This window comes from Kitasatospora sp. NPDC088351 (assembly GCF_040685575.1).
Taxonomy (GTDB): domain Bacteria; phylum Actinomycetota; class Actinomycetes; order Streptomycetales; family Streptomycetaceae; genus Kitasatospora.
Map to the genome: position 1 here is coordinate 115,834 of NZ_JBFBIL010000002.1, position 22,613 is coordinate 138,446.

At 72.3% G+C, this 22,613-nt stretch carries 23 protein-coding genes and 1 pseudogene; 16 read left to right on the forward strand and 8 right to left on the reverse strand.

Features of this window, described 5'->3' with window-relative positions:
• Nucleotide 1 precedes the first annotated feature (1 nt).
• On the reverse strand, nucleotides 2-1,582 hold the full coding sequence (locus AB0P06_RS01970) for an MFS transporter (RefSeq protein WP_363604321.1): 1,581 nt from the start codon (nucleotides 1,580-1,582) through the stop codon (nucleotides 2-4).
• Nucleotides 1,583-1,667: 85 nt separating this feature from the next.
• Between AB0P06_RS01970 and AB0P06_RS01975 the strand changes: the two genes are divergently transcribed.
• Complete coding sequence (locus AB0P06_RS01975) at nucleotides 1,668-2,327, forward strand: TetR/AcrR family transcriptional regulator (RefSeq protein ID WP_363604323.1); 660 nt, start codon at nucleotides 1,668-1,670, stop codon at nucleotides 2,325-2,327.
• A 349-nt stretch (nucleotides 2,328-2,676) separates the two neighbouring features.
• On the opposite strand, the gene AB0P06_RS01980 is transcribed toward AB0P06_RS01975, so the two are convergent.
• Both AB0P06_RS01980 and tnpA read right to left on the reverse strand, forming a co-directional pair.
• Nucleotides 2,677-3,210 (reverse strand): GNAT family protein, encoded by a 534-nt coding sequence (locus tag AB0P06_RS01980; protein ID WP_363604324.1) that lies wholly within the window; start codon nucleotides 3,208-3,210, stop codon nucleotides 2,677-2,679.
• 272 nt (nucleotides 3,211-3,482) lie between these two features.
• Nucleotides 3,483-3,807 (reverse strand): annotated as a pseudogene (gene tnpA, locus AB0P06_RS01985) (IS200/IS605 family transposase).
• 77 nt (nucleotides 3,808-3,884) lie between these two features.
• Here tnpA and AB0P06_RS01990 point away from each other — a divergent pair.
• From AB0P06_RS01990 to AB0P06_RS02000, 3 genes are all read left to right on the forward strand, one after another.
• Entirely contained in the window at nucleotides 3,885-5,111 is a 1,227-nt protein-coding gene (locus AB0P06_RS01990; RefSeq protein WP_363604596.1) for a transposase, read from the forward strand.
• Nucleotides 5,112-5,149: 38 nt separating this feature from the next.
• Entirely contained in the window at nucleotides 5,150-5,707 is a 558-nt protein-coding gene (locus AB0P06_RS01995; protein ID WP_363604325.1) for a hypothetical protein, read from the forward strand.
• A gap of 110 nt (nucleotides 5,708-5,817) precedes the next feature.
• Entirely contained in the window at nucleotides 5,818-6,555 is a 738-nt protein-coding gene (locus tag AB0P06_RS02000; protein WP_363604327.1) for a pyridoxamine 5'-phosphate oxidase family protein, read from the forward strand.
• On the opposite strand, the gene AB0P06_RS02005 is transcribed toward AB0P06_RS02000, so the two are convergent.
• A complete protein-coding gene (locus AB0P06_RS02005) occupies nucleotides 6,530-7,537 on the reverse strand; it encodes a diacylglycerol kinase (RefSeq protein ID WP_363604328.1) in 1,008 nt (335 codons plus the stop codon). The two genes, AB0P06_RS02000 and AB0P06_RS02005, sit on opposite strands and share 26 nt — an antisense overlap.
• The gene (locus AB0P06_RS02010; protein WP_363604329.1) at nucleotides 7,534-9,156 is read right to left on the reverse strand and encodes an FAD-binding oxidoreductase; all 1,623 of its coding nucleotides are present in this window, start codon (nucleotides 9,154-9,156) and stop codon (nucleotides 7,534-7,536) included. Before AB0P06_RS02010 ends, AB0P06_RS02005 begins: the two co-directional genes overlap by 4 nt.
• Nucleotides 9,157-9,176: 20 nt before the next feature.
• Between AB0P06_RS02010 and AB0P06_RS02015 the strand changes: the two genes are divergently transcribed.
• On the forward strand, nucleotides 9,177-9,776 hold the full coding sequence (locus tag AB0P06_RS02015) for a TetR/AcrR family transcriptional regulator (RefSeq protein WP_363604331.1): 600 nt from the start codon (nucleotides 9,177-9,179) through the stop codon (nucleotides 9,774-9,776).
• Nucleotides 9,773-11,383, forward strand: a complete 1,611-nt coding sequence (locus AB0P06_RS02020; protein WP_363604333.1) for a glycerol-3-phosphate dehydrogenase/oxidase — start codon at nucleotides 9,773-9,775, stop codon at nucleotides 11,381-11,383. Before AB0P06_RS02015 ends, AB0P06_RS02020 begins: the two co-directional genes overlap by 4 nt.
• Nucleotides 11,384-11,391: 8 nt before the next feature.
• Here AB0P06_RS02020 and AB0P06_RS02025 read toward each other — a convergent pair whose 3' ends face one another.
• Nucleotides 11,392-11,685: a hypothetical protein gene (locus AB0P06_RS02025; protein WP_363604334.1), complete on the reverse strand. Its 294-nt coding sequence runs from the start codon at nucleotides 11,683-11,685 to the stop codon at nucleotides 11,392-11,394.
• A 214-nt stretch (nucleotides 11,686-11,899) separates the two neighbouring features.
• On the opposite strand from AB0P06_RS02025, the gene AB0P06_RS02030 reads away from it, so the two are divergent.
• Nucleotides 11,900-12,475 carry a TerD family protein gene (locus AB0P06_RS02030; protein WP_363604335.1) on the forward strand — a complete coding sequence of 192 codons (576 nt, stop codon included), beginning with the start codon at nucleotides 11,900-11,902 and terminating at the stop codon, nucleotides 12,473-12,475.
• Here the strand turns inward: AB0P06_RS02030 and AB0P06_RS02035 are convergent.
• Complete coding sequence (locus tag AB0P06_RS02035) at nucleotides 12,457-13,734, reverse strand: FAD-dependent monooxygenase (protein WP_363604337.1); 1,278 nt, start codon at nucleotides 13,732-13,734, stop codon at nucleotides 12,457-12,459. The genes AB0P06_RS02030 and AB0P06_RS02035 overlap by 19 nt on opposite strands.
• A 206-nt stretch (nucleotides 13,735-13,940) precedes the next feature.
• Between AB0P06_RS02035 and AB0P06_RS02040 the strand changes: the two genes are divergently transcribed.
• The 8 genes from AB0P06_RS02040 (at nucleotide 13,941) to AB0P06_RS02075 (ending at nucleotide 20,920) form a co-directional block, all read left to right on the forward strand.
• Nucleotides 13,941-15,998, forward strand: coding sequence for an NADPH-dependent 2,4-dienoyl-CoA reductase (locus AB0P06_RS02040; RefSeq protein WP_363604339.1), 2,058 nt, complete (start codon nucleotides 13,941-13,943; stop codon nucleotides 15,996-15,998).
• Between the two features lie 126 nt (nucleotides 15,999-16,124).
• Entirely contained in the window at nucleotides 16,125-16,664 is a 540-nt protein-coding gene (locus AB0P06_RS02045; RefSeq protein ID WP_363604341.1) for a PadR family transcriptional regulator, read from the forward strand.
• A 108-nt stretch (nucleotides 16,665-16,772) separates the two neighbouring features.
• The gene (locus AB0P06_RS02050; protein ID WP_363604343.1) at nucleotides 16,773-17,549 is read left to right on the forward strand and encodes a hypothetical protein; all 777 of its coding nucleotides are present in this window, start codon (nucleotides 16,773-16,775) and stop codon (nucleotides 17,547-17,549) included.
• A 156-nt stretch (nucleotides 17,550-17,705) separates the two neighbouring features.
• Complete coding sequence (locus tag AB0P06_RS02055) at nucleotides 17,706-18,125, forward strand: hypothetical protein (RefSeq protein WP_363604345.1); 420 nt, start codon at nucleotides 17,706-17,708, stop codon at nucleotides 18,123-18,125.
• 304 nt (nucleotides 18,126-18,429) lie between these two features.
• Entirely contained in the window at nucleotides 18,430-18,861 is a 432-nt protein-coding gene (locus AB0P06_RS02060) for a hypothetical protein (RefSeq protein ID WP_363604347.1), read from the forward strand.
• A 386-nt stretch (nucleotides 18,862-19,247) separates the two neighbouring features.
• A complete protein-coding gene (locus AB0P06_RS02065) occupies nucleotides 19,248-19,385 on the forward strand; it encodes a hypothetical protein (RefSeq protein ID WP_363604349.1) in 138 nt (45 codons plus the stop codon).
• A gap of 212 nt (nucleotides 19,386-19,597) precedes the next feature.
• The gene (locus AB0P06_RS02070) at nucleotides 19,598-19,891 is read left to right on the forward strand and encodes a hypothetical protein (RefSeq protein WP_363604351.1); all 294 of its coding nucleotides are present in this window, start codon (nucleotides 19,598-19,600) and stop codon (nucleotides 19,889-19,891) included.
• A gap of 603 nt (nucleotides 19,892-20,494) precedes the next feature.
• The gene (locus tag AB0P06_RS02075; RefSeq protein ID WP_363604353.1) at nucleotides 20,495-20,920 is read left to right on the forward strand and encodes a spore-associated protein; all 426 of its coding nucleotides are present in this window, start codon (nucleotides 20,495-20,497) and stop codon (nucleotides 20,918-20,920) included.
• Nucleotides 20,921-21,090: 170 nt separating this feature from the next.
• On the opposite strand, the gene AB0P06_RS02080 is transcribed toward AB0P06_RS02075, so the two are convergent.
• Nucleotides 21,091-21,750 carry a hypothetical protein gene (locus AB0P06_RS02080; RefSeq protein ID WP_363604355.1) on the reverse strand — a complete coding sequence of 220 codons (660 nt, stop codon included), beginning with the start codon at nucleotides 21,748-21,750 and terminating at the stop codon, nucleotides 21,091-21,093.
• A gap of 121 nt (nucleotides 21,751-21,871) precedes the next feature.
• Between AB0P06_RS02080 and AB0P06_RS02085 the strand changes: the two genes are divergently transcribed.
• The gene (locus AB0P06_RS02085) at nucleotides 21,872-22,279 is read left to right on the forward strand and encodes a hypothetical protein (protein ID WP_363604356.1); all 408 of its coding nucleotides are present in this window, start codon (nucleotides 21,872-21,874) and stop codon (nucleotides 22,277-22,279) included.
• Nucleotides 22,280-22,613 lie beyond the last annotated feature (334 nt).

Consider the following 22,613-nt stretch of genomic DNA (forward strand, 5'->3'; position numbering starts at 1 on the left):
GCTACCGGGCGGCCGCCCTTTCGGCCGCGTTCTCGGTCGGGGTCGGGGTCGGAGCGGCGCCGGTGCTGGGCGCGGTGGCGGCGGGCCGGCCCAGCCAGGCGAGCGCCGCCACGGCGCCGGCCAGGGCGAGCAGGGAGCAGCTCAGGGTGGCGACGGTCATGGCGGTGGTGAAGGCCTCGTCGGCGGCGGCGACCAGCCGGCCGGCCTGGGCGGGCGGCAGCCCGGTGGCGAGCAGGTGGGCGGCGGTCAGGTCGTGGCCGGCGGCCTCGGGCGCCCCCGGCAGTGCGGTCGTCAGGTGGGCCCGGTAGGAGGCGGAGACGATGGTGCCGACGGCCGCGATGCCCAGGACGCCGCCGAGTTCGCGGACCACGCTGTTGACCGAGGCGGCCATCGGGGCCTTCTCGCGGGGCAGCGCGGCCACGATGGACGCGCTGGCCGGTGCCGTGATCAGGCCCATCCCGGCGCCGACGACCCCCATCGTGAGGGAGAGCAGGGCGAACGGCGTGCCGGTGGTGACGAGTGACAGTCCGGCGAGGCCGAGGGCCACGGTGGCCAGCCCGGCGGCGATGGTGTGCCGGTGGCCGAAACGGGCGGCGCTGCGGTCGCTGGTGCCAGCGGCGACGGCCATCGACAGGGCGAACGGCAGGGCGCCGAGACCGGCCTCCAACGGGCTGTAGCCGTGCACCAGTTGCAGGTACTGGGTGTAGACGAACAGCACGCCGAACAGGGCGAAGAAGGTGATGGCGAGAACGGCGCAGGCGGTGCTGAAAGCGCGGTTGGCGAACATCCGCATGTCCACCATGGGGTGGGGGACCCGCAGTTCCCAGAGGGTGAACGCGGTCAGCAGGGCGACGGTGGCGCCGGTCTCGACCAGGGAGGTCGCGGACAGCCAGCCGCGTTCGGGGCCCCGGACGATGACGTCGACGAGCGCGACCAGACCGCCGGCCGAGAGCAGCAGCCCGGGGCCGTCGAGGCGGCCGGCCCGGCGGCCCGGGAGTGCCGGGATGAGGGCCAGGGCGGCCACGAGCGCGGCGGCGACCAGGGGCACGTTGATCCAGAAGACGCTGCCCCAGGCGAAGTGGTCGAGCAGGAGGCCGCCGGTGACCGGGCCGAGCACGATGCCCAGACCGGCGGTCGCGGCCCAGATGGCGATGGCCTTGCCGCGCTGCCGGGCGCCGAAGAGCATCACGATGATCGACAGGGTGGCCGGCATGACGAACGCCGCGCCCAGGCCCATGAGTGCGCGGTACCCGATGAGTGGTCCGACGGTGGTCGTCGTCGCGGCGGCGATCGAGCCCGCGGCGAAGACCCCCAGACCGCCGACCAGGGCGCGGCGGTGGCCGATCCGTGCGCCGAGACCGCCGGCGGCGATCAGCATCGAGGCGAACACCAGGGTGTAGGCGTTGTTGATCCACTGGAGATCGGCGGTGGAGGCCCGGAGCGCCTCGGCGAGCGTGGGGAGGGCGGTGTTGAGCACCGTGTTGTCGATGGTGGTGACCACCAGGGCGGCGCAGAGCGCCGCCAGTGCCGACCAGCGGCGCGGGTGGCCGTCGTCGGGATCGGGGTTCTCCTGGAGGCTCATGGTTTCCTCATCTGCGTAACCTTACGTGTGTAAGTTTTCGGAGGGAAAGCTAGTCCACTCGGCTAACGCATGTAAAGTCAGGCTCATGAAGAAGGTCTCCGCAGTCGCCGAACCCGCTCCCGGCCAGGAGGAGGAGCCGCCGGCCCGGCCCCGGAACCGGCGTGGCGAAGGGGTGCGGCTGCGCGAGGAGATCGTGCGGGCGGCGACCGCGCTGATCGTGCGCACCGGGTCCGATCAGGCGGTCACCCTGCGCTCCGTGGCGCGTGAGGTCGGCATCGCCGCCCCCTCGATCTACGCCCACTTCGCCGATCGGGACGCCATCGTCGAGGCCGTGGTGGCGGAGGCGATCGCGCAGCTGCACGAGATGGTGACCACCGCCGTCGCCGCGCACGACGACCCGGTCGAGGCGCTGCTCGCAGGCTGTGGCGCGTACGTCGAGTTCGGCGTCCGGGAACCGGCGCGCTATCGCGTCCTGTTCGGGTGGGCCCGGCCCAAGCCGAAGTCGCCCGACGGTGAGGACGCGGGAGACCGAGGGCTCGACGCGTTCCAGACGCTGGTCGACAACCTCGAAGCCTGTGCCCGCGCCGGACGGTCGGCCAGTACCGACCCCTTCGGCGACGCCGTGACCCTGTGGACGGCGCTGCACGGCCAGGTCATGCTCCGCGCCGACCTGCCGGACTTCCCCTGGCCCCCCACCGACACGGTGGAGCCGATGGTGCGGCGCCTCGGCCGCATCGCGCCCTGACGAGGGCTGCCGGAGCCGGGACGCCCGGGTTCGTGGTTCGGCTCGGAAGGCCGGACCGCCGGACGTAGCCCTCGGTGAGGGAAACCCGTGCTCGGTTCTGCTCAGTTCGGCAGTTTCGCCGCGTAGATCCAGTCGAAGCCGTCGTAGCCCGTGCAGTCGAGGTGTTTCGCCCGGGTCAGGTCGGCCCGTTCCGCCACGCGTTGGGCCTCTTCAGTCACTCATGCGAGGATCGTAGAACTGTGTCAGGCGGCCCTGGCGGGTATTCGGTCTACTGGCGACGGGCGAGAGCCGTCAGCGCTTGTCTGACCATTCCCGCCGCGCGCTGATGCGACGCGAATGGTCCGAACATCTAGCGACCGCCCCACTCCTCGGCGAGCAGGCCGAGGATCACCTCGTCGGCGAAGGTGCCGTAGACCCAGGCGTTGCGGCGCAGCGTGCCCTCCAGGGTGAAGCCGGCCTTCGTCGCGGCGCTGATCATCGGGGCGTTGTCCGCCAGCGTCTCCAACTGCAGCCGCTGCAGCCCGCGGACGGCGAAGCCGTACTCGCAGAGCGCCCGGACCACGTCGCCGCCGAGCCCGCGCCCACGGAACGACGGGCGCAGCGAAATGCCCAGGTGGGCCGTCCGGTTGTGCGCGTCGATGCCCCAGAGCAGCGCCTCGCCCGCGAGGTCCCCGGTGGCCAGCTCCTGCACGGAGAAGAAGGCGACGTCGTCGGACGGCTCGCTGACGGCGTACGGGGAGTGTTCGGGGAGCGGTGGGATGGGCCGCCAAGGGCGGGAGTCGGCGCGCGAGCGGGTCGCCACGTCGTTGTACAGCTCGGCGTGGAGTACTGCCACGTCGTCCTCGTGCCGGGCCCGCAGCCCGATCTTTTCACTTGTGATCACCCGGTATTGCTATCGGAAGCCACCTGGCCGCACAACCGGTTTTCGGCGCTCGTCCCCGCCCCGGCGCCGGAAGCCGGCGTGGGTGGTCGGTCGGGGCGCCGCGTGGCGGTCGGCCATTCGCGTGATCGCTCGGCCGTTCGCGTGACTGGCCGCCGGGGCCGGTGTGCGCCGCCATCACCGGCCCCGGCGGCGGTGGTTGGGGGTTGGGGTGGAGGCCGTCCTTGGACCGGAGGTGCGAGGCGCCGGAGGGCTCTGCGCCTCCGTGGTGACGGTCAGGCGGGGCACTGCTGGTTCTCGATGTACTGCTTGACGAGGGTCAGGGGTGCCCCGCCGCACGATCCGTCCGGCTTGGAGAGCTGGACTTCGGGCGGGTGGTGCACGAGCAGGTGTACGTGGTCCTGCTCTGCGTTGAACTGCTTCAGCTCGGCCCCGAAGCCGGTGCGGACCTCCCGCGTGATCTCTTCGGTGCGGGTCGGCATGGCGTCGGTGAACGCCTTCCGCCTGTACTCAGTGACAAAAAACCAAGTGAACGTGCAGGTTGCAGACAACATGGCGACCGGTTCTGACATCGGGATCAGGGTTCCAGCGTGGTGACACAGACCAGCGCTAGGCTCTCGGTTGTGAGTCAGGACACACCGGTCAAGCGGCGGTTCGGGCATCGTGCCCGGCTTGCGCTGTCGCCTGCCGGGGTGCTGAAGGCCGACGATCAGGCGCACGCGGCCCGCACCATGTGGAACCTGCTGCACGCCTGGTGGCGGATGATGCCGGGGGAGATGCGGACTCTCGCGAACGCGGACGCCGCGATCCGCCAGGCCCGTGAGGACATCGACTTCCTGGCCGTCCTGCCCGCGCAGGCCGCGCAAGCGGTACTCAGGACGTACTTCCAGGCGTGGAAGAACTGCTGGGACGGCCGCGCCGACGCCCCGAACTTCAAGGGCCGGCTCCGTACGGTGATGTCCGTGGACATCCCGCAGGGCCGGGACCTGAACATCACCCGCGTGCACCGACGCTGGGGCATGGTCAACATCCCCAAGGTGGGCCGGGTCCGCTTCCGGTGGACCAAGGACCTGCCCGTGGGCAAGCACGCAGGCGTGAACAACCGGATCACCGGGGCCCGGCTGATCAAGGACATCCTTGGCTGGCACATCGCCTTCCGCGTCCACACCCTCCAGAGCAGGTCCGAGCCCCACCAGGGACCGGACATCGGCATCGACATGGGCATCACCGTGCCCATAACCCTCTCGAACGGCGAAACGTACAAGCACCGCGAATGGCTGACCGGTAAGGAGAAGGCCAGGCTCCTGCATCTGGAACAGCGCGCCGCGCGGCGCAAACGCCACCGCAAGCCCGGCGAGCGCACCAGCCGTCGACTGCACCGCACCTACGACCAGATCGCAGGACTCCGCGCGAAAGCCAAGCGCCGGACCCTGGACTGGCAGCACCAGACGACCACCGCCATCGCCCGCACATACGGCACCGTCGTAGTCGAAGCACTCACCATCACGAACATGATCAAGTCCGCCAAGGGAACCACCACGGAACCGGGGAAGAACGTCGCCCAAAAGTCCGGGCTGAACCGATCCATCAACGGGCAGGCATGGGGCCGCACAGTGACCATGCTGACGTACAAGACCGCCCAGCTCGGCGGCACCCTGCACAAGGTCCCCGCCCCCGGCACCTCCCAACGCTGCTCCGCGTGCGGCTTCACCACGCCCGGCAGCCGGGAGTCCCAGGCCGTGTTCGCGTGCAAGAGAGACGACTGCGGCTGGTCGGGCAACGCCGATCACAACGCGGCCCGGAACGTCCTGCACCTGTATCGGATGGGCCTCGTGCTCATCCCGGCTGCCGGAAGGGCAGTCGTCAGGCGCGCGAAGCGCGTCAAGCCCGCTATCGCAAGGTAAGCAGGAATCTCCCGGCTCCAGCCGGGAGAGCACTTCAAATGACCAAGGTCAAGTACCAGATGAAGCCCCCGAGCCAGACCCAGTACATCGGCTCCCCGGACACCACCTTCGCCGGGTCGCGCAACGGCTTCTCGCCGCTGGTGCTCTGGGACCACCTGGCCCGCCACTCGTACAAGGACCAGGTCAAGCGGATCAAGGAGGCCCAGGAGCTCACGGACTACCTGGAGCAGCAGCTCAGGACGCTGGAGAAGGAGGGGGGCCTGGTGCTGTGGACCGCGCGCACCAAGGGCACCCTCGCCGTCCGCTTCCGCCGGCCCAGTGACGAGACGGTGGCCAAGTGGTCGCTCTCCACGCTGACCGTGAAGTACCCGGACCAGAAGAGCGGCGGCCAGATCGACCGCCCCTACGCACACGCCTTCGCGCTGCCGGGCGCCAGCAAGAAGCAGATCGACGAGCTCGTGGCGGACCTCCGCAAGGACCCGGTGCTGACCAAGCCGCCGGCGCTGAAGCCCACCACCCCGCGGCCCATCGCCCAACTCGCCGAAGGGGCCGTCCCGATCGGGCTGGTCCACATCACCGGACGCGGCATGCAGTAGCGGTACGGCCCCGAGCCGCGGACCGGCGGCACGGGGACGTCGGGCGTCGGCCGGACCGGAATCCGGCCGACGCCCGCGGAGCAACGAGCAGCCACCAAACAGGAGATGACATGGAGCGATCCGCCACCAATCCCGCCACCTACACGCCTCCTTCGAAGGACGAGGAGTCCATCAGGAAGGTTCTCAAGGAGGGCTTCGTCTGCCACGTCGCGTACATCGACACCACGTCGACGCCCCATCGCCCCCTGGCGGTGCCGATGGTGTACGGGTACAAGGACGGTGGCGGCGACGCACTCGGAACGCTGTACGTGCACGGCGCGCCGGACCAGCCCCAGCACCCCGACCCTTCCCGACTGCACGTCCTGGTCGGCAACAGCAAGGGGCTGGGGGTGCCCGTCTGCCTGACGGTCACCCTGCTGGACAGTCTGATCCTCGGACGCTCGGCGTACCACAGCTCCGTCGGCTACCGATCGGTGGTGGTGAAGAGCACCGCGTACGCGATCGAGGAGAAGGACGACTTCGGCACGCTGGAGACGCTCGTCGAACACATCGTCCCGGGCCGCTGGGCCGACACCCGGCAGCCCAGCACGCTTGAGATTCACGGGGATTCGGGAGCGACGCACCCCGGGACCGTGGTCCTGCGCCTCGGCCTGGACACGCCGGCCGAGGTCACGTTCAAAGCCCGTACCGGCGGGCCGAAGAGCGAAGAGAAGGTGGATGTGGACAGCGACTACTGGGCCGGGACGCTCCCGATCACGGAGGTCTACGGACCCCCGAGCCCGGCGAGCAATCTCAAATCCGGTATCAAGACCCCCGACTACCTCACGAAATACTCCCGGAAGGGGTGACGCCCGGGCGCGGCATCGTCGGTGGCGCGGCCGGACGGGGCGTCAGGACGTGCAGGGCGCCCCGGGTGACGGTGACGTCGATCGGGAGCGGGGCGATGAACTCGCCGTCGGCGTAGGCGGTGATGCCGGGGGACTCGACGCGTACCGATGCGGTGCGGTGGGTGGTGACCTCCGGGTGGTGGACGTGGGTGCCCTTGAAGATGCTGGGGAAGAAGCGGGCGATCCGCAGCCGGGGCATGGCCGCGACCAGGGTGAGGTCGAGGAGGCCGTCGGTGTGGTCGGCGGCCGGGCAGATGATCATGCCGCCGCCGTAGCTGCGGGTGTTGCCGATGGCGGCCAGGGTGAGATCGCGTTCGATGACGGTGCCGTCGGCGAGGGTGAGGCGGAACGGCAGCGGGCGCAGGTTGGCGAACTCGGCGAGGATGGCGAGGTTGTAGCGCATCCGGCCGCGCGGCCGTCGCAGCCGGTTGGCGCGGTCGCTGACCAGCGAGTCGAAGCCGGTGGCGAGGACGGAGCCGAACCACCGGGACGCCCCGTCGGCGCCGGTGATCCGGCCGAGGTCCACGGCCGTGGTGTGCCCGCCCGCTATCACCTCGGCGGCGGCCTCGGGGGAGCGGCGCGGGAGACCGTACTCGCGGGCGTGGTCGTTGCCGGTGCCCGCCGGGACGATGCCGAGCGGGACGGCGGTGCCGGCCACCGCCTGGAGGGCGAGGTTGACCATGCCGTCGCCGCCGACCACCACCACCGCGTCGTAGCCGTCCGCCACGGCCTGCCGGGCGAGACGGCGGGTGTCGTCCGCCGAACCGCCCGCCAGGGAGGCCGTGTCGACGCCGAGCGCGCGCAGCCGGGCGGTGGCGCGGCGGGCGGCGGGTTCGGCGTGACCGGCGCCCGCCGCCGGGTTGGTGAGCACGGCCACCCGGCCGATCCGTCCGGGGCCGTCGGCGTGACCCGGCTCCTTGACGGGCCCCCCCGGCCCGGTCATGGGATCAGCTTGCCGGGGTTGAGGATGCCCACCGGGTCGACGGCGGCCTTGACCGCGTGCAGGATCCGGACGCCCAACTCGCCGATCTCGTCGGCCATCCAGGGCCGGTGGTCGGCGCCGACGGCATGGTGGTGGGTGATGGTGGCGCCGGCCGCCGCGATGGCGTCCCCGGTGGCGCGCTTGGCGGCGGCCCACTGGGCGAGCGGGTCCGGGCCCTGCGCCGCGACCACGGTGAAGTAGAGCGAGGCGCCGGTCGGGTAGACGTGCGAGATGTGGCAGAGCACGAGGGAGCCGGGGAGCGCGGTGGTCAGCGCCGACGTCACCGCGGCCCGGAGGGCGGGCAGGCGGCGCCAGTCGGTGGCGGTCTCCAGGGTCTCGCAGAGGGCGCCCGCGCCGAGCAGCGAGTCGCGCAGATAGGGCGCGTTGAAGCGGCCGTGCTCCCACGCCCTGGCCGGTGCCTCGCCGAGCGAGGTGCCGCCGGCGGCCAGCAGGACGGCCCGGGTGAGCCGGTGGCGGGCGGTGACCTGCTCGGCGTCGCCCTCGAAGACCGTCACCGCCAGGCAGCCGCTCACGGCCGCTTCCCCGCCGATCTGCTCGGTCATCGCCAGGTTGACCGCCGTCTCGGCCTCGTCGGAGAGCCGGATCACGGTCGGGCCGGTGCCCTGCTGCTCGACCGCGCGCAGCGCGTCCGCGCCGGTCGTGAAGTCCGGGAAGTTCCAGGCCTCGTAGGCCTTCACGGCCGGGACGGGGTGCACCCGCACCCGGACGGCGGTGATCACGCCGAGGGTGCCCTCCGAGCCGAGGAACAGCTCGCGCAGGTCAGGGCCGGCCGCCGAGGCGGGGGCGCGGCCGAGGTCCAGGACCCCGGCCGGGGTGACGACGCGCAGGCCGCGCACCATCTCGTCGAAGCGCCCGTACCCGGCGGAGTCCTGGCCGGAGGAGCGGGTGGCCGCGAAGCCGCCGATGGTGGCGAAGCGGAAACTCTGCGGGTAGTGGCCGAGTTCGAAGCCGCGCTCGGCCAGCAGCGCCTCTGCCGCCGGGCCGGTGAGACCGGCGCCGAGGACGGCCTCGCCGGAGATCGCGTCCAGGTCGAGCAGCCGGTCGAAGCGGCGCAGGTCGAGCGAGACGACGGCGGTGAAGCCCCCGCGCTCGGGGTCGAGGCCGCCGACCACGCTCGTCCCGCCGCCGAACGGCACCACGGCGATGCGGCGTTCGGCGCAGAGCGCGAGGACGGCCGCGATCTCGTCCTCGCTCCCGGGCAGCACGACGGCGTCGGGCGCGTCCTGCGGGGCGCGGCTGCGGCGGCGCAGCAGGTCGGGGGTGGACTTGCCGCCGGCCCGGGGGAGCCGGTCGGCGTCGGCGGCGCTGAGGTGCGCCTCGCCGACGACGGCGGCGAGCGCCTTCAGGTCCGCCTCCGCCAGCAGCGAGGGGCGCAGCACGACCTCGGCGGCGGTGGGCCCGGGGCCCGCGTCGCCGGTCACGCCGAGGGCGGCGGCCAGCAGGGCCTTGATGTCGGCGGGCAGTTCCCTGGCGAGGGCCGGATCGCCCCAGGCGTCCCACTTCATCGGGGGGAGCGGAAGCGCGGCGCCGGCCGGTCCCGCTTGCGTCTCGGATGCCATGCGTTACAGTTTCACACATCATGTCAAGTAGTAACGCTGAGCAGCCAGGGGTGTCCGAAGCCCGCAGCACCGACGACGCGATCCTCGACGCCGCCGCCGACCTGATCGTCCATCTCGGCGTGCGCCGAACGCAGTTGGCCGAGATCGCCCGCCGGGCCGGGGTCAGCCGGCCGACCGTCTACCGGCGCTGGCCGGACGTCCGCGCCGTCATCGGAGCGCTGCTCACCCGCGAGATCCGCGCCACCCAGGCCACCGTGGCGCTCACCGGGGAGGACCGCGCGGCCTTCGTCGACGGGGTCGTCGAGGTCGCCGTCCGGCTGCGCGACCACCCGGTGCTCGGCGCGCTGCTGCGCTCGGCCGACTCCGACACGCTCTTCGAGTACGTCGTCGAACGGCTCGGCACCAGCCAGCGCGGCCTGCTCGAAGCGCTCCGCGCCGGTATCGAGCAGGGGCAGGCGCACGGGTCGATCCGGGCCGGCGAGCCCGTCGAACTGGCCGCCATGGTGCTGCTGATCGCCCAGTCCACCGTCCAGTCGCACCGCATGGTCGCCCAGTTGCTGCCCGAGGCGGCGTGGCGGCGCGAACTGGCCAGAGCACTGAACGGATACCTCGCGCCATGACCCCGAACGCCCGGCCGCCCGCCCAGCGTTACGCCGGCCCGACCGCCGGGCCCTTCGCGGGTACGACCCGGCTCAACGCCCGCCGCCGCACGGTGGAGCTCGAAGCGCTCGCCGGGCGCCCGGCCGTCGACCTGCTGGTCATCGGCGGCGGCGTGACCGGCGCCGGGGTCGCCCTGGACGCCGCCGCGCGCGGGCTGCGCACCGTCCTCGTCGAGGCGCGCGACCTCGCCTTCGGCACCAGCCGGTGGAGCTCCAAGCTGGTCCACGGCGGCCTGCGCTACCTCGCCTCCGGCCGGATCGGCGTGGCCCGGGAGAGCGCCGCCGAACGCGGCGTCCTGATGACCCGCACCGCCCCGCACCTCGTCCGATCGCTGCCCCAACTGGTGCCGTTGCTCCCGGGGCTGATGCGCCCCGGGCAGGCCGCGCTGGTGCGGGCCGGCTTCCTCGCCGGGGACGCGCTGCGCCTCGGTGCCGGTACGCCGGGCACGTTGCTGCCCCGGGTGCGCCGCGTCGACGCGGACCGGGCGCGCCGGCTGGTGCCCGGCCTCAGAGCGGTGGGCCTGGCCGGCGCCCTGGTCGCGCACGACGGCCAACTGATCGACGACGCCCGGCTGGTGGTGGCGCTGGCCCGGACCGCCGCGCAGTACGGCGCCACCGTGCTCACCCGGGTGCGGGCGGGCGCCGTCACCGGCACCTCGGCCCGGCTCACCGACGCGCTCACCGGGCAGTCGTTCACCGTCACCGCCGGTGCCGTCGTCAACGCCACCGGCGTCTGGGCGGGCGAGGTGGACCCGTCGATCCGGCTGCGGCCCAGCCGGGGCACCCATCTGCTGTTCGACGCCGCGGTCCTCGGCCACCCGACCGCCGCACTCACCGTGCCCGTCCCCGGCTCCACCAGCCGGTTCGTCTTCGCGCTGCCGCAGCAGCTCGGCCGGGTGGCGGTCGGGCTGACCGACGAGGACGCGCCCGGGCCGATCCCGGACGAGCCGGTGCCGACCGACGCCGAGACCGGCTTCCTCCTGGACACCGTCAACGCGGCCCTGCACACCGCGCTGACCAGGGCGGACGTACGCGGCGCCTACGCCGGACTGCGGCCGCTGCTGGACACCGGCGGCGGTGGCACCGCCGACCTCTCGCGGGAGCACGCGGTGCTGGAGTCCCCGTCCGGCGTGATCACCGTGGTCGGCGGCAAGCTCACCACCTACCGGCGGATGGCCGAGGACGCCGTGGACACCGCCGTCCGGCTGCGCGGGCTGTCCGCCCGCGCCTGCTGGACGGCCCGGCTGCCGCTGGTCGGCGCCCCCGGGCACCGGGACGGCCACCCGCTGCCGGTGGACGGCGCGCCCGCCTCGCTGCTCGCCCGGTACGGCGGCGAGGCCCGGTCCGTCCTGGCGGTCGCCGAGGCGCGGCCGGGTGCCGCGTGTGCCCCGATCGCCGAGGGCATCGACGTCACCCGCGCGGAGATCGCGTACGCCGTGACGCACGAGGGCGCGCTGGACGTCTCCGACGTGCTCGACCGCCGGACCAGGATCGGTCTGGTCGCCGAGGACGCCGAGCGCGCCCGCCCGGCCGTCGAGGAGATTCTGACGGACCGTCAGGCGGGTTGACGGCGCCGTCAGCGCTCCACGTGCTCGGCCATCGGCCGCACCGTCCCGCCCAGTTCCAGGACGCAGGCCAGCGGATGCCCGGCCACACCCGTGCGCTCCAGGCGCACCGAGAGCGGCAGCGGCGGCTCCTCCGCCAGCTGGGCGGCCAGCGTGAGCGGATAGACGCCGTGCCCGTGGACGCGGTGGAAGGCGCACTCCTTGCCGTCCACCAGGACTTCCGTCTCGGTGATCCACCCGGAGCGGACGTTCACGGTGACGGAGTGGCCGGCCTGGTCGAGGTGGAAGCTGTGCCGCTGGCGCATGGGGACCTCCCGCGCGGGGGCCTGGACGGGCGTACCGCCCGCACGGTCAGTGTAGGTCGGCCGCCGCCGCGGGGCCGGGCGGGAGGACGGGTGAGGGGGCGGGGGAGTGAGTGAGCGCGGGGTGGCCGGCGGACGCCACCGTCTGCGGGTGGATTCTCGTGATCTCTACAGTGTTGTAGATTCATCGAAAGGGAGAGCAACCGAGGAGGGCATCGTGGGAGTTTCGCTGGCCAAGGGTGGCAACGTCTCGCTGAGCAAGGAGGCGCCGGGCCTGACCGCCGTCATCATCGGTCTCGGCTGGGACGTGCGCACCACGACCGGGGCCGACTACGACCTGGACGCGAGCGCGTTGCTCTGCAGCGCGCTCGGCAAGGTGGTCTCGGACCAGCACTTCGTCTTCTTCAACAACCTGCGCAGCCCCGACGGCTCGGTCGAGCACAGCGGCGACAACCTGACCGGTGGCGGCGACGGCGACGACGAGCAGATCAAGGTCAACCTGGCCACCGTCCCGGCGGACGTGGCCAAGGTGGTCTTCCCGGTGTCGATCTACGACGCCGACGCGCGGCTGCAGAGCTTCGGCCAGGTCCGCAACGCGTTCATCCGCGTGGTCAACCAGGCCAACGGGCAGGAGATCGCCCGTTACGACCTGACCGAGGACGCCTCGACCGAGACCGCGATGGTCTTCGGCGAGCTGTACCGCAACGGCACCGAGTGGAAGTTCCGCGCCATCGGCCAGGGCTACGCGTCCGGCCTGCGGGGCATCGCGACCGACTACGGCGTCAACGTCTGAGCTGCTGAGGCATTCTGACGGGGTTTCGGCGGCTGCCCGAGCGCGTGGCCGCCGAACCCGCCGGTGCCGGCGAGCTGGTGCCGCCACCATGCGGTCATCGCGGCCTCGTCCATGGTCGCCCAGTCCGGCGCCGCGGTGACCTGCGCCTGCCCGAGGCGGCGGCCGATCTCCACCAACTCCCGCCCGGCGGCTCCGCGTTCGCGGTCGTATGTGGAGAGCAGGCCGGTCCAGCCGTCCGCCGCCCGCCAGGCGTCCTCGAAGGCGCAGGCGTCCTGGACGGCCTTGACCGCGCCGCTGGTGTTGTGCGGGCGGACCACGGTGGCCGCGTCCCCGGCCAGCAGCAGCCGGCCGGCGGTGCGGCGCGGGGTCGCCAGGTCGTAGATCGGCTGGAGGAAGGTCCGTTCGCGCGGGGTCAGGCCGACCACCCCGGCCCAGTAGGCCGGCAGGTGCCGCTCGGCGAGCTGCGCCAGCTCGTCGAGCCGTGCCGGGGTGAGCGTGCCGGCCGGGATGCTGGTCGGGCCGTCCAGCGGGAGCCAGTGCGGCGTGGGGGCGTAGAACACCCAGTTGACCTGGGTGGAGCCGGGCGTCAGGCCCGGGATGCGGTAGAGCACCACCTGGCCGCCGCGGTAGCAGACGGTGATGACCTCGTTCTCCGGCCAGAGCGCCGGGCCGCCCGGCAGCTCCTCCAGCAGTTCGGAGCCGAAGCTGCCGCGCCAGCAGACGTAGCCGGCGTAGTCGGGGCTCGCCTCGGGGCAGACGGCCTCGCGGACCACCGACCGGTAGCCGTCGGCGCCGATCACCAGGTCGTGCCGCTCCCGTTCGCCGTCCGGGCCCGCCACCCAGGCGTGTTCGTCGTCGCCGCCCACGCCCGTGACCGTCGCGTCCAGCCGGAAGGCCACGGTGTCGGGAGTGCGCTCGCGCAGCGCCTGCCAGAGCACACCCCAGTGGTAGGAGTGGAACGGCATCGCCTGCGCCCAGAGCCGCCGCCCGCGCGGGTCGGCTCCGCCGTCCCGGCCCTCGCGGGTCACCCAGTGCCGGGTGGTGATCCGGTGGCGGCGGATGCCGTCGTCGAGGTGGCCGGCGCGGACCAGTTCGGCGTAGCGGTCGTCGTGGACGCAGAGCCCGACGCCGCGGTCCTCCAGCCGGCCGGGGCTGCGCTCCAGCACCACCACGCGATCCGCGCCGCCGCGGGCGGCCGCCCGCGCGAACGCGCACCCCGCGATGCTGCCGCCGACCACGGCTATCGATCGGTCTCGCATGGCCGTTCCCTCCCCGAAGAGCTGCGAAGACTTCACTTCGATACGACAATACGCACACCGCGGCCTGGGCTGGTGGGCAGTTGGCGAATTTCGGGCGGGGGCGGGTGGGCGAGTGTCGGAGTCTTATGCAACTTGTTGCATAGCGGTCGGACCTTCCCCTACCGTGTGGTAACAACGAGCCGCCGCACGCCGCACAGGAGACGTCGATGAGCGCCACCGCCCAGCAGCCCCAGGTGTCCCCCGCGCCCTACCCCCACCTCCTCAGCCCGCTCGACCTCGGCTTCACCACCCTCCCCAACCGCGTGATCATGGGCTCGATGCACGTCGGCCTGGAGGAGGCCCCCGGCGGCTTCGACCGGATGGCCGCCTTCTACGCCGAACGCGCCCGCGGCGGCGTCGGCCTGATCGTCACCGGCGGCATCGCCCCCAACGAGGCCGGCCGCCCCTGGGAGGGCGGCGCCATGCTCACCACCGAGGCGGAGGCCGCCCGGCACCGCGTCGTCACCGACGCCGTCCACGCCGCCGGCGGCCGGATCGCGCTGCAGATCCTGCACTTCGGCCGCTACGCCTACCACCCGGACCTGGTCGCCCCCAGCGCCCTCCAGGCCCCGATCAGCCCGTACCCGCCGCACGCGCTCACCGCCGAACAGGTCGAGCGGACCATCGAGGACTTCGTCCGCTGCGCCGCCCTCGCCCGGGCCGCCGGGTACGACGGCGTGGAGGTCATGGGCTCCGAGGGCTACCTGATCAACGAGTTCATCGCCGCCGCCACCAACCACCGCGAGGACGAGTGGGGCGGCCCCTACGAGCGGCGGATGCGCTTCCCGGTCGAGATCGTCCGCCGGGTCCGCGAGCGGGTCGGCCCCGACTTCATCCTGATCTACCGCCTCTCCATGCTCGACCTGATCCCCGGCGGCTCCACCCTGGCCGAGGTCGTCCGGCTCGCGCAGGCCGTCGAGGCCGCCGGCGCGACCGTCATCAACACCGGCATCGGCTGGCACGAGGCCCGGATCCCCACCATCGCCACCTCGGTGCCGCGCGGCGCGTACGCCTGGGTGACGAAGAAGGTGATGGGCTCGGTGAACGTGCCGCTGGTCGCCACCAACCGCATCAACACCCCGGAACTGGCGGAGCGGTTGCTCGCCGAGGGCAGTGCCGACCTGGTGTCGCTGGCCCGGCCGCTGCTCGCCGACGCCGACTTCGTCGCCAAGGCCCGGGCCGACCGGTCCGCCGCCATCAACACCTGCATCGGCTGCAACCAGGCCTGCCTGGACCACACCTTCAGCGGCCGGATCACCTCCTGCCTGGTCAACCCGCGCGCCTGCCACGAGACCGAACTCGTGCCGGGACCGACCAGGCGGCGCAAGCGGATCGGCGTCGTCGGCGCCGGACCGGCCGGCCTCGCGTTCACCGTCTCGGCCGCCGAACGCGGCCACACCGTCACCCTCTTCGACGCCGCCGAGACGATCGGCGGGCAGCTGAACATCGCCCGGCGCGTGCCCGGCAAGGAGGAGTTCGACGAGACGCTGCGCTACTACCGCACCCGGCTGGCCGAGTTGGGCGTCGAGCAGCGGCTCGGCGCGCTGGTGGACGCGGAGCGGCTCGCCGCCGAGGGCTTCGACGAGATCGTCCTCGCCACCGGCGTCACCCCGCGAACCCCCGCCGAAATCCCCGGAGTCGACCACCCCAGCGTCCTCGGCTACCTGGACGTGCTGCGGGACGGCGCGCCCGTCGGCGAGCGGGTCGCCGTCCTCGGCGCGGGCGGGATCGGCTTCGACGTCGCCGCCTACCTCACCGACCAGGGCGACGGGGCCAGCCTCAACCCGGCAGTCTTCCAGCGCAATTGGGGCATCGACCCCGAGTACCGCGAGCGCGGCGGCCTGCGCCGGCCCGAGCGGCCCACGCCCCCGCGCAGCGTCCACCTGCTGCAACGCAAGACCACCAAGGTCGGCGCGGGCCTCGGCAAGACCACCGGCTGGATCCACCGCACCGAGCTGAGGCACCGCGGCGTCACCATGGTCGCCGGGGTGACCTACGAGTTGATCGACGATGCCGGCCTGCACCTCGTCGTGGACGGCGAGCGAAAGCTGCTGCCCGTCGACACCGTCGTCCTCTGCACCGGCCAGGAGCCGCGCCGCGAACTGGACGCCGCCCTGCGCGCCCTCGGCCTCACCCCGCACCTGATCGGCGGCGCCGACGTGGCCGCCGAACTGGACGCCAAGCGGGCCATCCGGCAGGGCACCGAACTGGCCGCGGCGATCTGAGCCGGCTCGCGACCGGAGCCGGCTCACGGCCGGGCCTCCCGGGGCCGGACTCTCCGGGAGGCCCTGACTCTCCCGGAGGCCCGGGCCTGCCGAGGGCCCGGGCCGGCCCGTCCTAGGATCGGCCGCATGTCCCTGCCGCACGCCATCCTCACCGCCCTGCTGGAGAAGCCGTCCTCCGGGCTGGAGCTGACCAGGCGGTTCGACAAGTCGATCGGCTTCTTCTGGTCCGCCACCCACCAGCAGATCTACCGCGAACTGGGCCGCCTGGAGACGTCCGGCCTGATCCGGGCCCTCCCGCAGGCCGGCCCGGTGCGCGGGCAGAAGAAGGAGTACGAGGTGCTGCCCGCCGGTCGCGCCGAACTGGCCCGCTGGACGGCCGACGGCGGCGAGCCCAAGGCCGTCCGCGAACCGCTGCTGCTGCGTCTGCGTGCGGCGGCGGCGGTCGGAGCGACCGGCCTGGACGCCGAGCTGACCCGCCATCTCGCGGTGCACCGAGCGCAGTTGGCCGACTACCAGGAGATCGAGCGGCGGGACTTCCCGGCCGAGAAGGCCGCGGACGAGAACCGGCTCCAGCACGCCGTGCTGCGGGCCGGGATCGGCCTGGAGACCTTCTGGGTGGAATGGCTCACCGAGACCCTCGCAACCCTCCCTCCGGAACGGCCCTGACCTGCGGCACCGCCGTCCCGGCGGGCGGCGGACCGGGCCCGGTGGGAGACTGGACGCCTGTCCCTGCCCGAACTCTCGACCGGGGGCCGTATGTCTCGTATACCGCGCATGTCCCAGCCGAGGCCTCTCCTCGCCCTCGCCGCCGCGGCCGTCGCCACGGTGGTCACCCTGGGCACCGCCGACATCGCCGCCGGGGCCGCCGTCCGGCCGGGCCCGGCGGCCGGCCCGCTCCGGCCCCCTGCCGCCGCCCCGGCCGACGGTCTGCCCACCGCGGACCAGTTGAAGGCCGCGCTGCTCACCGCCGCCGAACTCGGCCCGGACTTCACCGAAGCGCCGGCCGCGGCGAGCCCCTCGCCGGGCAGTGCCCCGGCCCCGGCCGGCGGCTGCACCGGGCTGACCGCCCTGCTGAACCGGCACAACACCCGGCTTTCGCCCCAAGCCGTCCACCAGGAGACCGAGTTGGACGGTCCCGGCTCGAACCCGATGGTGACCGAGGCCCTCACCGCCGAGGATCCCGCCGGGCTCACCGCCGATCTCGCCGCCGCCACCGACGCGTTCACCAACTGCCACAGCCTGACCTTCGGAGCCGGCACCGACCAGGCCGTGACCTTCACCGTCACCCCCCTCGTCCTCGGCGACCGCCCGGGCACGCCCGCCGTCCGCCTCGACGGCACCCTCTCCGGCGTGCGGCTCAACGGCTGTCTCGGCATCGAGCGCTTCGGTTCCGTCGGCCTCTTCTACGGCTTCTTCCAACGCGACAGCGACTCCCCCCAACTCGCCTCCCTCTACTACCGCGCCGCCGTCGCCAAGGCCGAACGCACCCTGGGCACCCCGGCCGGCAGCGCCGCCTCCCCGGCCGCCACGACGGTGGTCTTCAGCGGCTGAGCACGACGGCCGCCGCCCGCCCGGCCCTCCTCGGCCCGCCGCCGCGACGGCCGGTGCGGGTGCCCCCGGTGGTGGAACCGTTCGGCCGGCTGCCGCGTCCAGATCTCAGAGACCGGTCGCCCTCGTGCGCCAGGACAGCTTGCCGGGAGACGCGTCATGAGTTCTGCGAGAAGCCGGGCGGCGGGTTGGGCGTTCGCCGTCGCGGCCGGCGTGGCGGGGATCGTGGCGACGGTGGCGGCCCCGTTCGGCGCCCTGTCCGAGGGCTTGTCGGCGGACCATGATTCCGTCCTCGGCGGCCGGGTCGAGATCGGCCTCGTCGGCACCGCCCACCCGGGCGGCTTCGGGGAGTTCGGGACGTCCTCGCTCGTGCTGCCGACGTTCGACTCCGTCGCCGACGCACTGCGGGCGGAGGTCGCCCGCCTGGCGGGGAACGGCTGGCAGCTGCCCACCCCGACCGCGAGCGCGACCGTCTCGATCGTCAGCCCCGGCGGCACCGGCGCGGCCACCATCGAACTCGCGGACGGCGCCCTCGGCATCTCCACCGACGACCGGACCGTCAGGTCGGCGCATGAGTGACCGGAAGACGCCCGGCGAAGCCGACCATGGCCGCCGATAGGGGGGAAGTCTGATGAATGACGTATCGACAGTTCGGTATGCCGTCCGTGCCGGCCTTGTTGCCCTGTTGATCGGGGCAAGTGCGTGCAGCGGTTCGCATGGCGGCGCCGAAGGCGCGACGACCGCCCCAGCCGCTCCGGAGACCTCGGCGGGACGGCCCCTGGCCGGTGACACAGTCCGGCCGACGTTCCCGGAGTCGACCAGACGGCGAGTGCTGGAATCGGCGGCGGAGGAGGGAAAGGCTCCGGGCGATGGTGGGGTCACCGTGATGGAGTACGACGGTGGGCATGATCCGTCGCTTATCTGGCAGACGGCGAGCAGCGGCGACATCTGCGTCGCCGAGGTTGACGGTGGGGAGACCGGGTGCTCGAAAGCCGTAGAGATCGAGAAGCGGCCCACCCCGGGGGTCGGAACAATGCTGCGCTTTAGGCTGGTCGACAGCCAGGGGCGTCAGGCATGGACGGTCCTGCTCATCGCCGCCGGCGAGTCCGTCGAGAAGATCTCCTGCCGGCAGCAGGACTTCCCGGTGCGGAAGGCGTTCACGGCATCGGTCGGTGGTGTCCTGCGAACCGTCTACACCACTGTGGTGCCACGCGATCTCCCGGGCGACTACCGGGTCGATGTCCGGCGGGACGGACAGCCGTTGGCGGACCACGTGGTGATCAACCCGGAACAGGTCGCAGCTGTTCAGTGCTGAGCGTCGTCCTGGTCGCCTCAAACGCAGTGAGGGAAACGGGGTTAACGTCAGCAGGTCGGTGGGACTCGGCCCGGACGTCTTCGGAAGCTGCGGAAAGTCATTCGGCTCAACGAATCCGCGCGGAAACTCGGCCGACACCATCGACGGCGGTGCTGGTTGGGGAATGGGTGTCGGTGCTGGTGCCGGGTTCGGCAACGCCTGGATCGGAAAGCTGTTCACGTGGTGAGCTGTGAGCGCCAACAGAAGTGACATGTCTACATGTAGTCGATCTGATCAGACCCTCTCGTCGACGATAGGGTGACGCCGCGGGCGAGACTCAAGAGGTTGCTCGCGAGCCCTGCCGCTCGAACCTTAATTCATCACTTCACTTGGCGTTGGGGATGGAAATGGCTGAGTTCATTATGGCAGTTCCCTGGTTCATTATTTTCGGCGGCGGCGGTATCCTTGTCGCGTGCGACTTCAGAGGGTTGGCGGAGAAGGTTTTTAACCTCATCGACCGCTATTCAATCGCCAGCCCCGGGTAGGCTGCGCCGAGAACGATCCGCATCGTTTCTGCTATATTTGTGGCGATTTCCGTGTTCGGGGTCTTCGTCATCGCGCTGTCCCGCGCGCAGGGGAACTGATGCGACAGTTTAGATGGGCTGGGAATCCTTCACCTTGTGGGCGGTTTCTTGTTCTTTGTGTTCGGTATTACTGCCCTTGTGATCAGGATCTTTTAGATTCGATCGTCGGGGGGATGGCGCGGTCTCCGGCGGTGAAGAGGGGTGCGCCGGCCGGTATCTCTGTATGCTGCGTCCTTGCGGGGATGTTGTCGGGAGTTCTCATGGATGTCGCGTTTTTTCTGATTCCCCTGCTTCTGGGCATAGCCATCGTCACGGACTTCCGGGAATGCAGCAAGCTCTTCATGCAGCCAAGTAGGAGGTCTGCGAAGGAGGGGCCCGCTGGCGTTCACCTGCTCGCGGGGTGGGTCTTCATCGTGCTGTCGGCCGTTCCTCTTCTGTCGGCGCTGATCAGGTTCCTCGTGGGCTGATCGAACGTCAACCACAACAGTTGAGGCTCTGTCCACTCCCTGGAGTGGACAGAGCCTCAACTGCTTGTCGAGGTGGATCGCGGTGTGACGGGGGTGGTCTCGACAGGAACGTCTGGCGTGGGGCCTCTGGGCTCCATGCCGGACGTTCCTGTTGGGTTCTCCTGTCGTGGCTCCGCGGGCATGGCTGCCGATGGTCCGGTCGACGACAAAGCGGGAAATGTCGTCGTCGGCGGCGACCTGCCCGGTGAGGCCACGGGCGAGCAGTCGGTCGAGGACCGGACGCCCGAGGGCGCCGGAGGCGGCGGTGGCGACGATCACGGCGCCACCCGCGACGCCCGGGTGGCGGTTGGTCAACCCGATCTCCCTTCCGGGGATTCGCTGTTGCTCACCGCGCCCTTTCGCATTCGTACAAGACGCAGGGTTCGCCGGTGGGCCAGTCTCGCTCAGGGGCGGTCGTATCGGGCAACCGGCACCGTCCTCCGGGGGCCCCGGATCCGCTGCCCCGCCACGTCGGGCGCCGGCCCGGCCGACGTCGTGCCGGGGGCCCGGACCACCCCGTCCGAAGAGCGTCGCGAACAGCAGGAGCGACAAGAGGAGACAGTCATGTTCTTCCGAACGTCAGCCCGGGTAGCAGCTCTTGTCGCCACCGCCGGTACGGCTCTGGTCGCGGTGCCCGCGACCGCCGGCGCCGCGACCACCGGCTACACCCCGCAGTCGGCCTGTGGTTCCAGCTATGAGACGAAGGACTCCTTCGATCTGCCGGGCGGCACCTCGACGGTGTATCTGACCTACAGCAGGTCGACCGGGCAGAACTGCGTCGCCACCATCAAGAACACCAGGGTCGGCACCCCGACGCTGACCGGCGCCTACCTGACCTTCGGGGACGGCAGCGGCAGGCAGGAGGACGCCAGGAACTTCAGCTACTACGCCACGGCCTACATCTACGCGCCCGGGCAGTGCATCTACTACGGAGGCGAGGACTACAACTCCGGTGGCTGGTGGGGCAAGGGGCCGGGCTGGTGCGGCTGAGGCGGACCGGGCCCGGTCCGGTCCGCCCCGACCTCGGGTTGACCCGCGCCGGACGCACTGAGGCTGGTAGGCGCTGATCCGCCGCCCCTGGCACGACACAACTGCCCGTCGGCCGGTACCGGCCGACGGGCAGTTGCGGTGCGTCGTCGGTCAGGAGAGGTCTCTCGGCATCACTGCGCGGTGCCGTCCGGGTCTTGCCGCAGTTGCTCGACGAGCCGGTCGATCGCCGCCCGCGCCTCGCCCAGGGGCACGCCGGTGGCATTGCGCCAGGTCCGGATCGCCTCGACGCGGTCGCCCGCGAGTGCGTGGGCGACGGCGAGCCGGGCGTGGAGGGGGTGGCCCGGGAGCCGGGCGGGGACGGGGCGGCCGCGTGGTTCGCCGGCCCGGCCGCTGGGGTCGTGCTCGTCGAGTGCGGCGTGCAGACCGTGGAGCGGTGTCCGGTCGGCCGGTCCTGCGGTGCGGACCGCCACCAGTTCCCAGTCGTAGTCCGTACCGCCGGGCTGGTCGTCCTCCGCTCCGAGGCCCAGCAGGCCGGGGTCGTCGATCAGTTGGCAGACGTTGTAGAGCAGGTCGTGCTGCATGGCCCGTACCACGTCGGTGAGATCGTCCGGGTCCACGCCGCACGCGAGGATCCGGTGCAGGGCGGCCGGGACCGGATGCTCGGGGGCACCCTCGGACGGCCGGTTCCTGAGCCAGGACTCGATCCACGAGGGCTGCCCGTCGGTGCGGCCGTCCTCGTCGACGACCAGGCTCCACAGGGCGTTGGCGAAGGCCTCGTGCGGACGGACCGGCGGACCCTCGGGGCCGGGATCCTCGTACCGGGTCGTCATCCGCCCACACTCCCACACGGGACGCCGGGCGAACCAGCCGCCGCGGCTTGCCCGGGGGACGGACCGGGTGGCAGTGTCCGTTCCGGCCGGATGCCCGGCGGAACGGACGAATGAGGGAAACATGGTGGAGGCGGACCCCCGGACCGTGGCGGCCGCACCGGCTGGGGTCGCGCGAGCCCGGGCCGGGATCGCGCAGGGCCTTCCGGCGCCGCTGGTGGCGCTGTGGGAGGTGACGGACGGCCTGCTCACCGACGCCGGTACGGCCGTGTACGCGGCCGGCTGCATCGGCGAACGCAACACCACCTACGAAGTCGCGCAGTACGCCCCGGGGTTCGTCCTCGTCGGGGACGACAGCGGCGGCCGCGGGTTTCTGCTGCGCGCCGGTCATCCCGGCTCGCCGGTGTTCTCCTCGGACCTGGGCGATCTGGACCCGGCGGACTTCGAGGTCGAGGCACCGGACTTCGCGTCCTGGCTCGCGGTGGTCTGCCCCGGTCTGGCCCCCGGTCCGCTCCCCGGTCTGGTTCCCTGACGAACGGCACCCGCACCCGCCGCACCCCCGCAGTCCCTCGCGGCCGCCGCGGTCTGTGGGGAACGGCCCCGCGGCGGCCGGTCGGACCTCGCCGGGGCGCCGGGCGCCGGGCGGGTCCGGGAGGAGGAGCCGGACCCGCCCGGGACCCTGCTGCGCCCCGCCGCAGCACCGTCTAACCCGCCGTCGGGCATCCAAACCCGGCAGCTCGCGCGGGCCGCCGTGAGCGCTCCCGATGGATCGTCGGGTACGTGCGTCGGTTCACGCATGCGGTCCCTCTCCCTCGCTCGACGGCCGGTCCGAATGCGTACCCGCGGTGGATCCGGCTCCCCGGCCC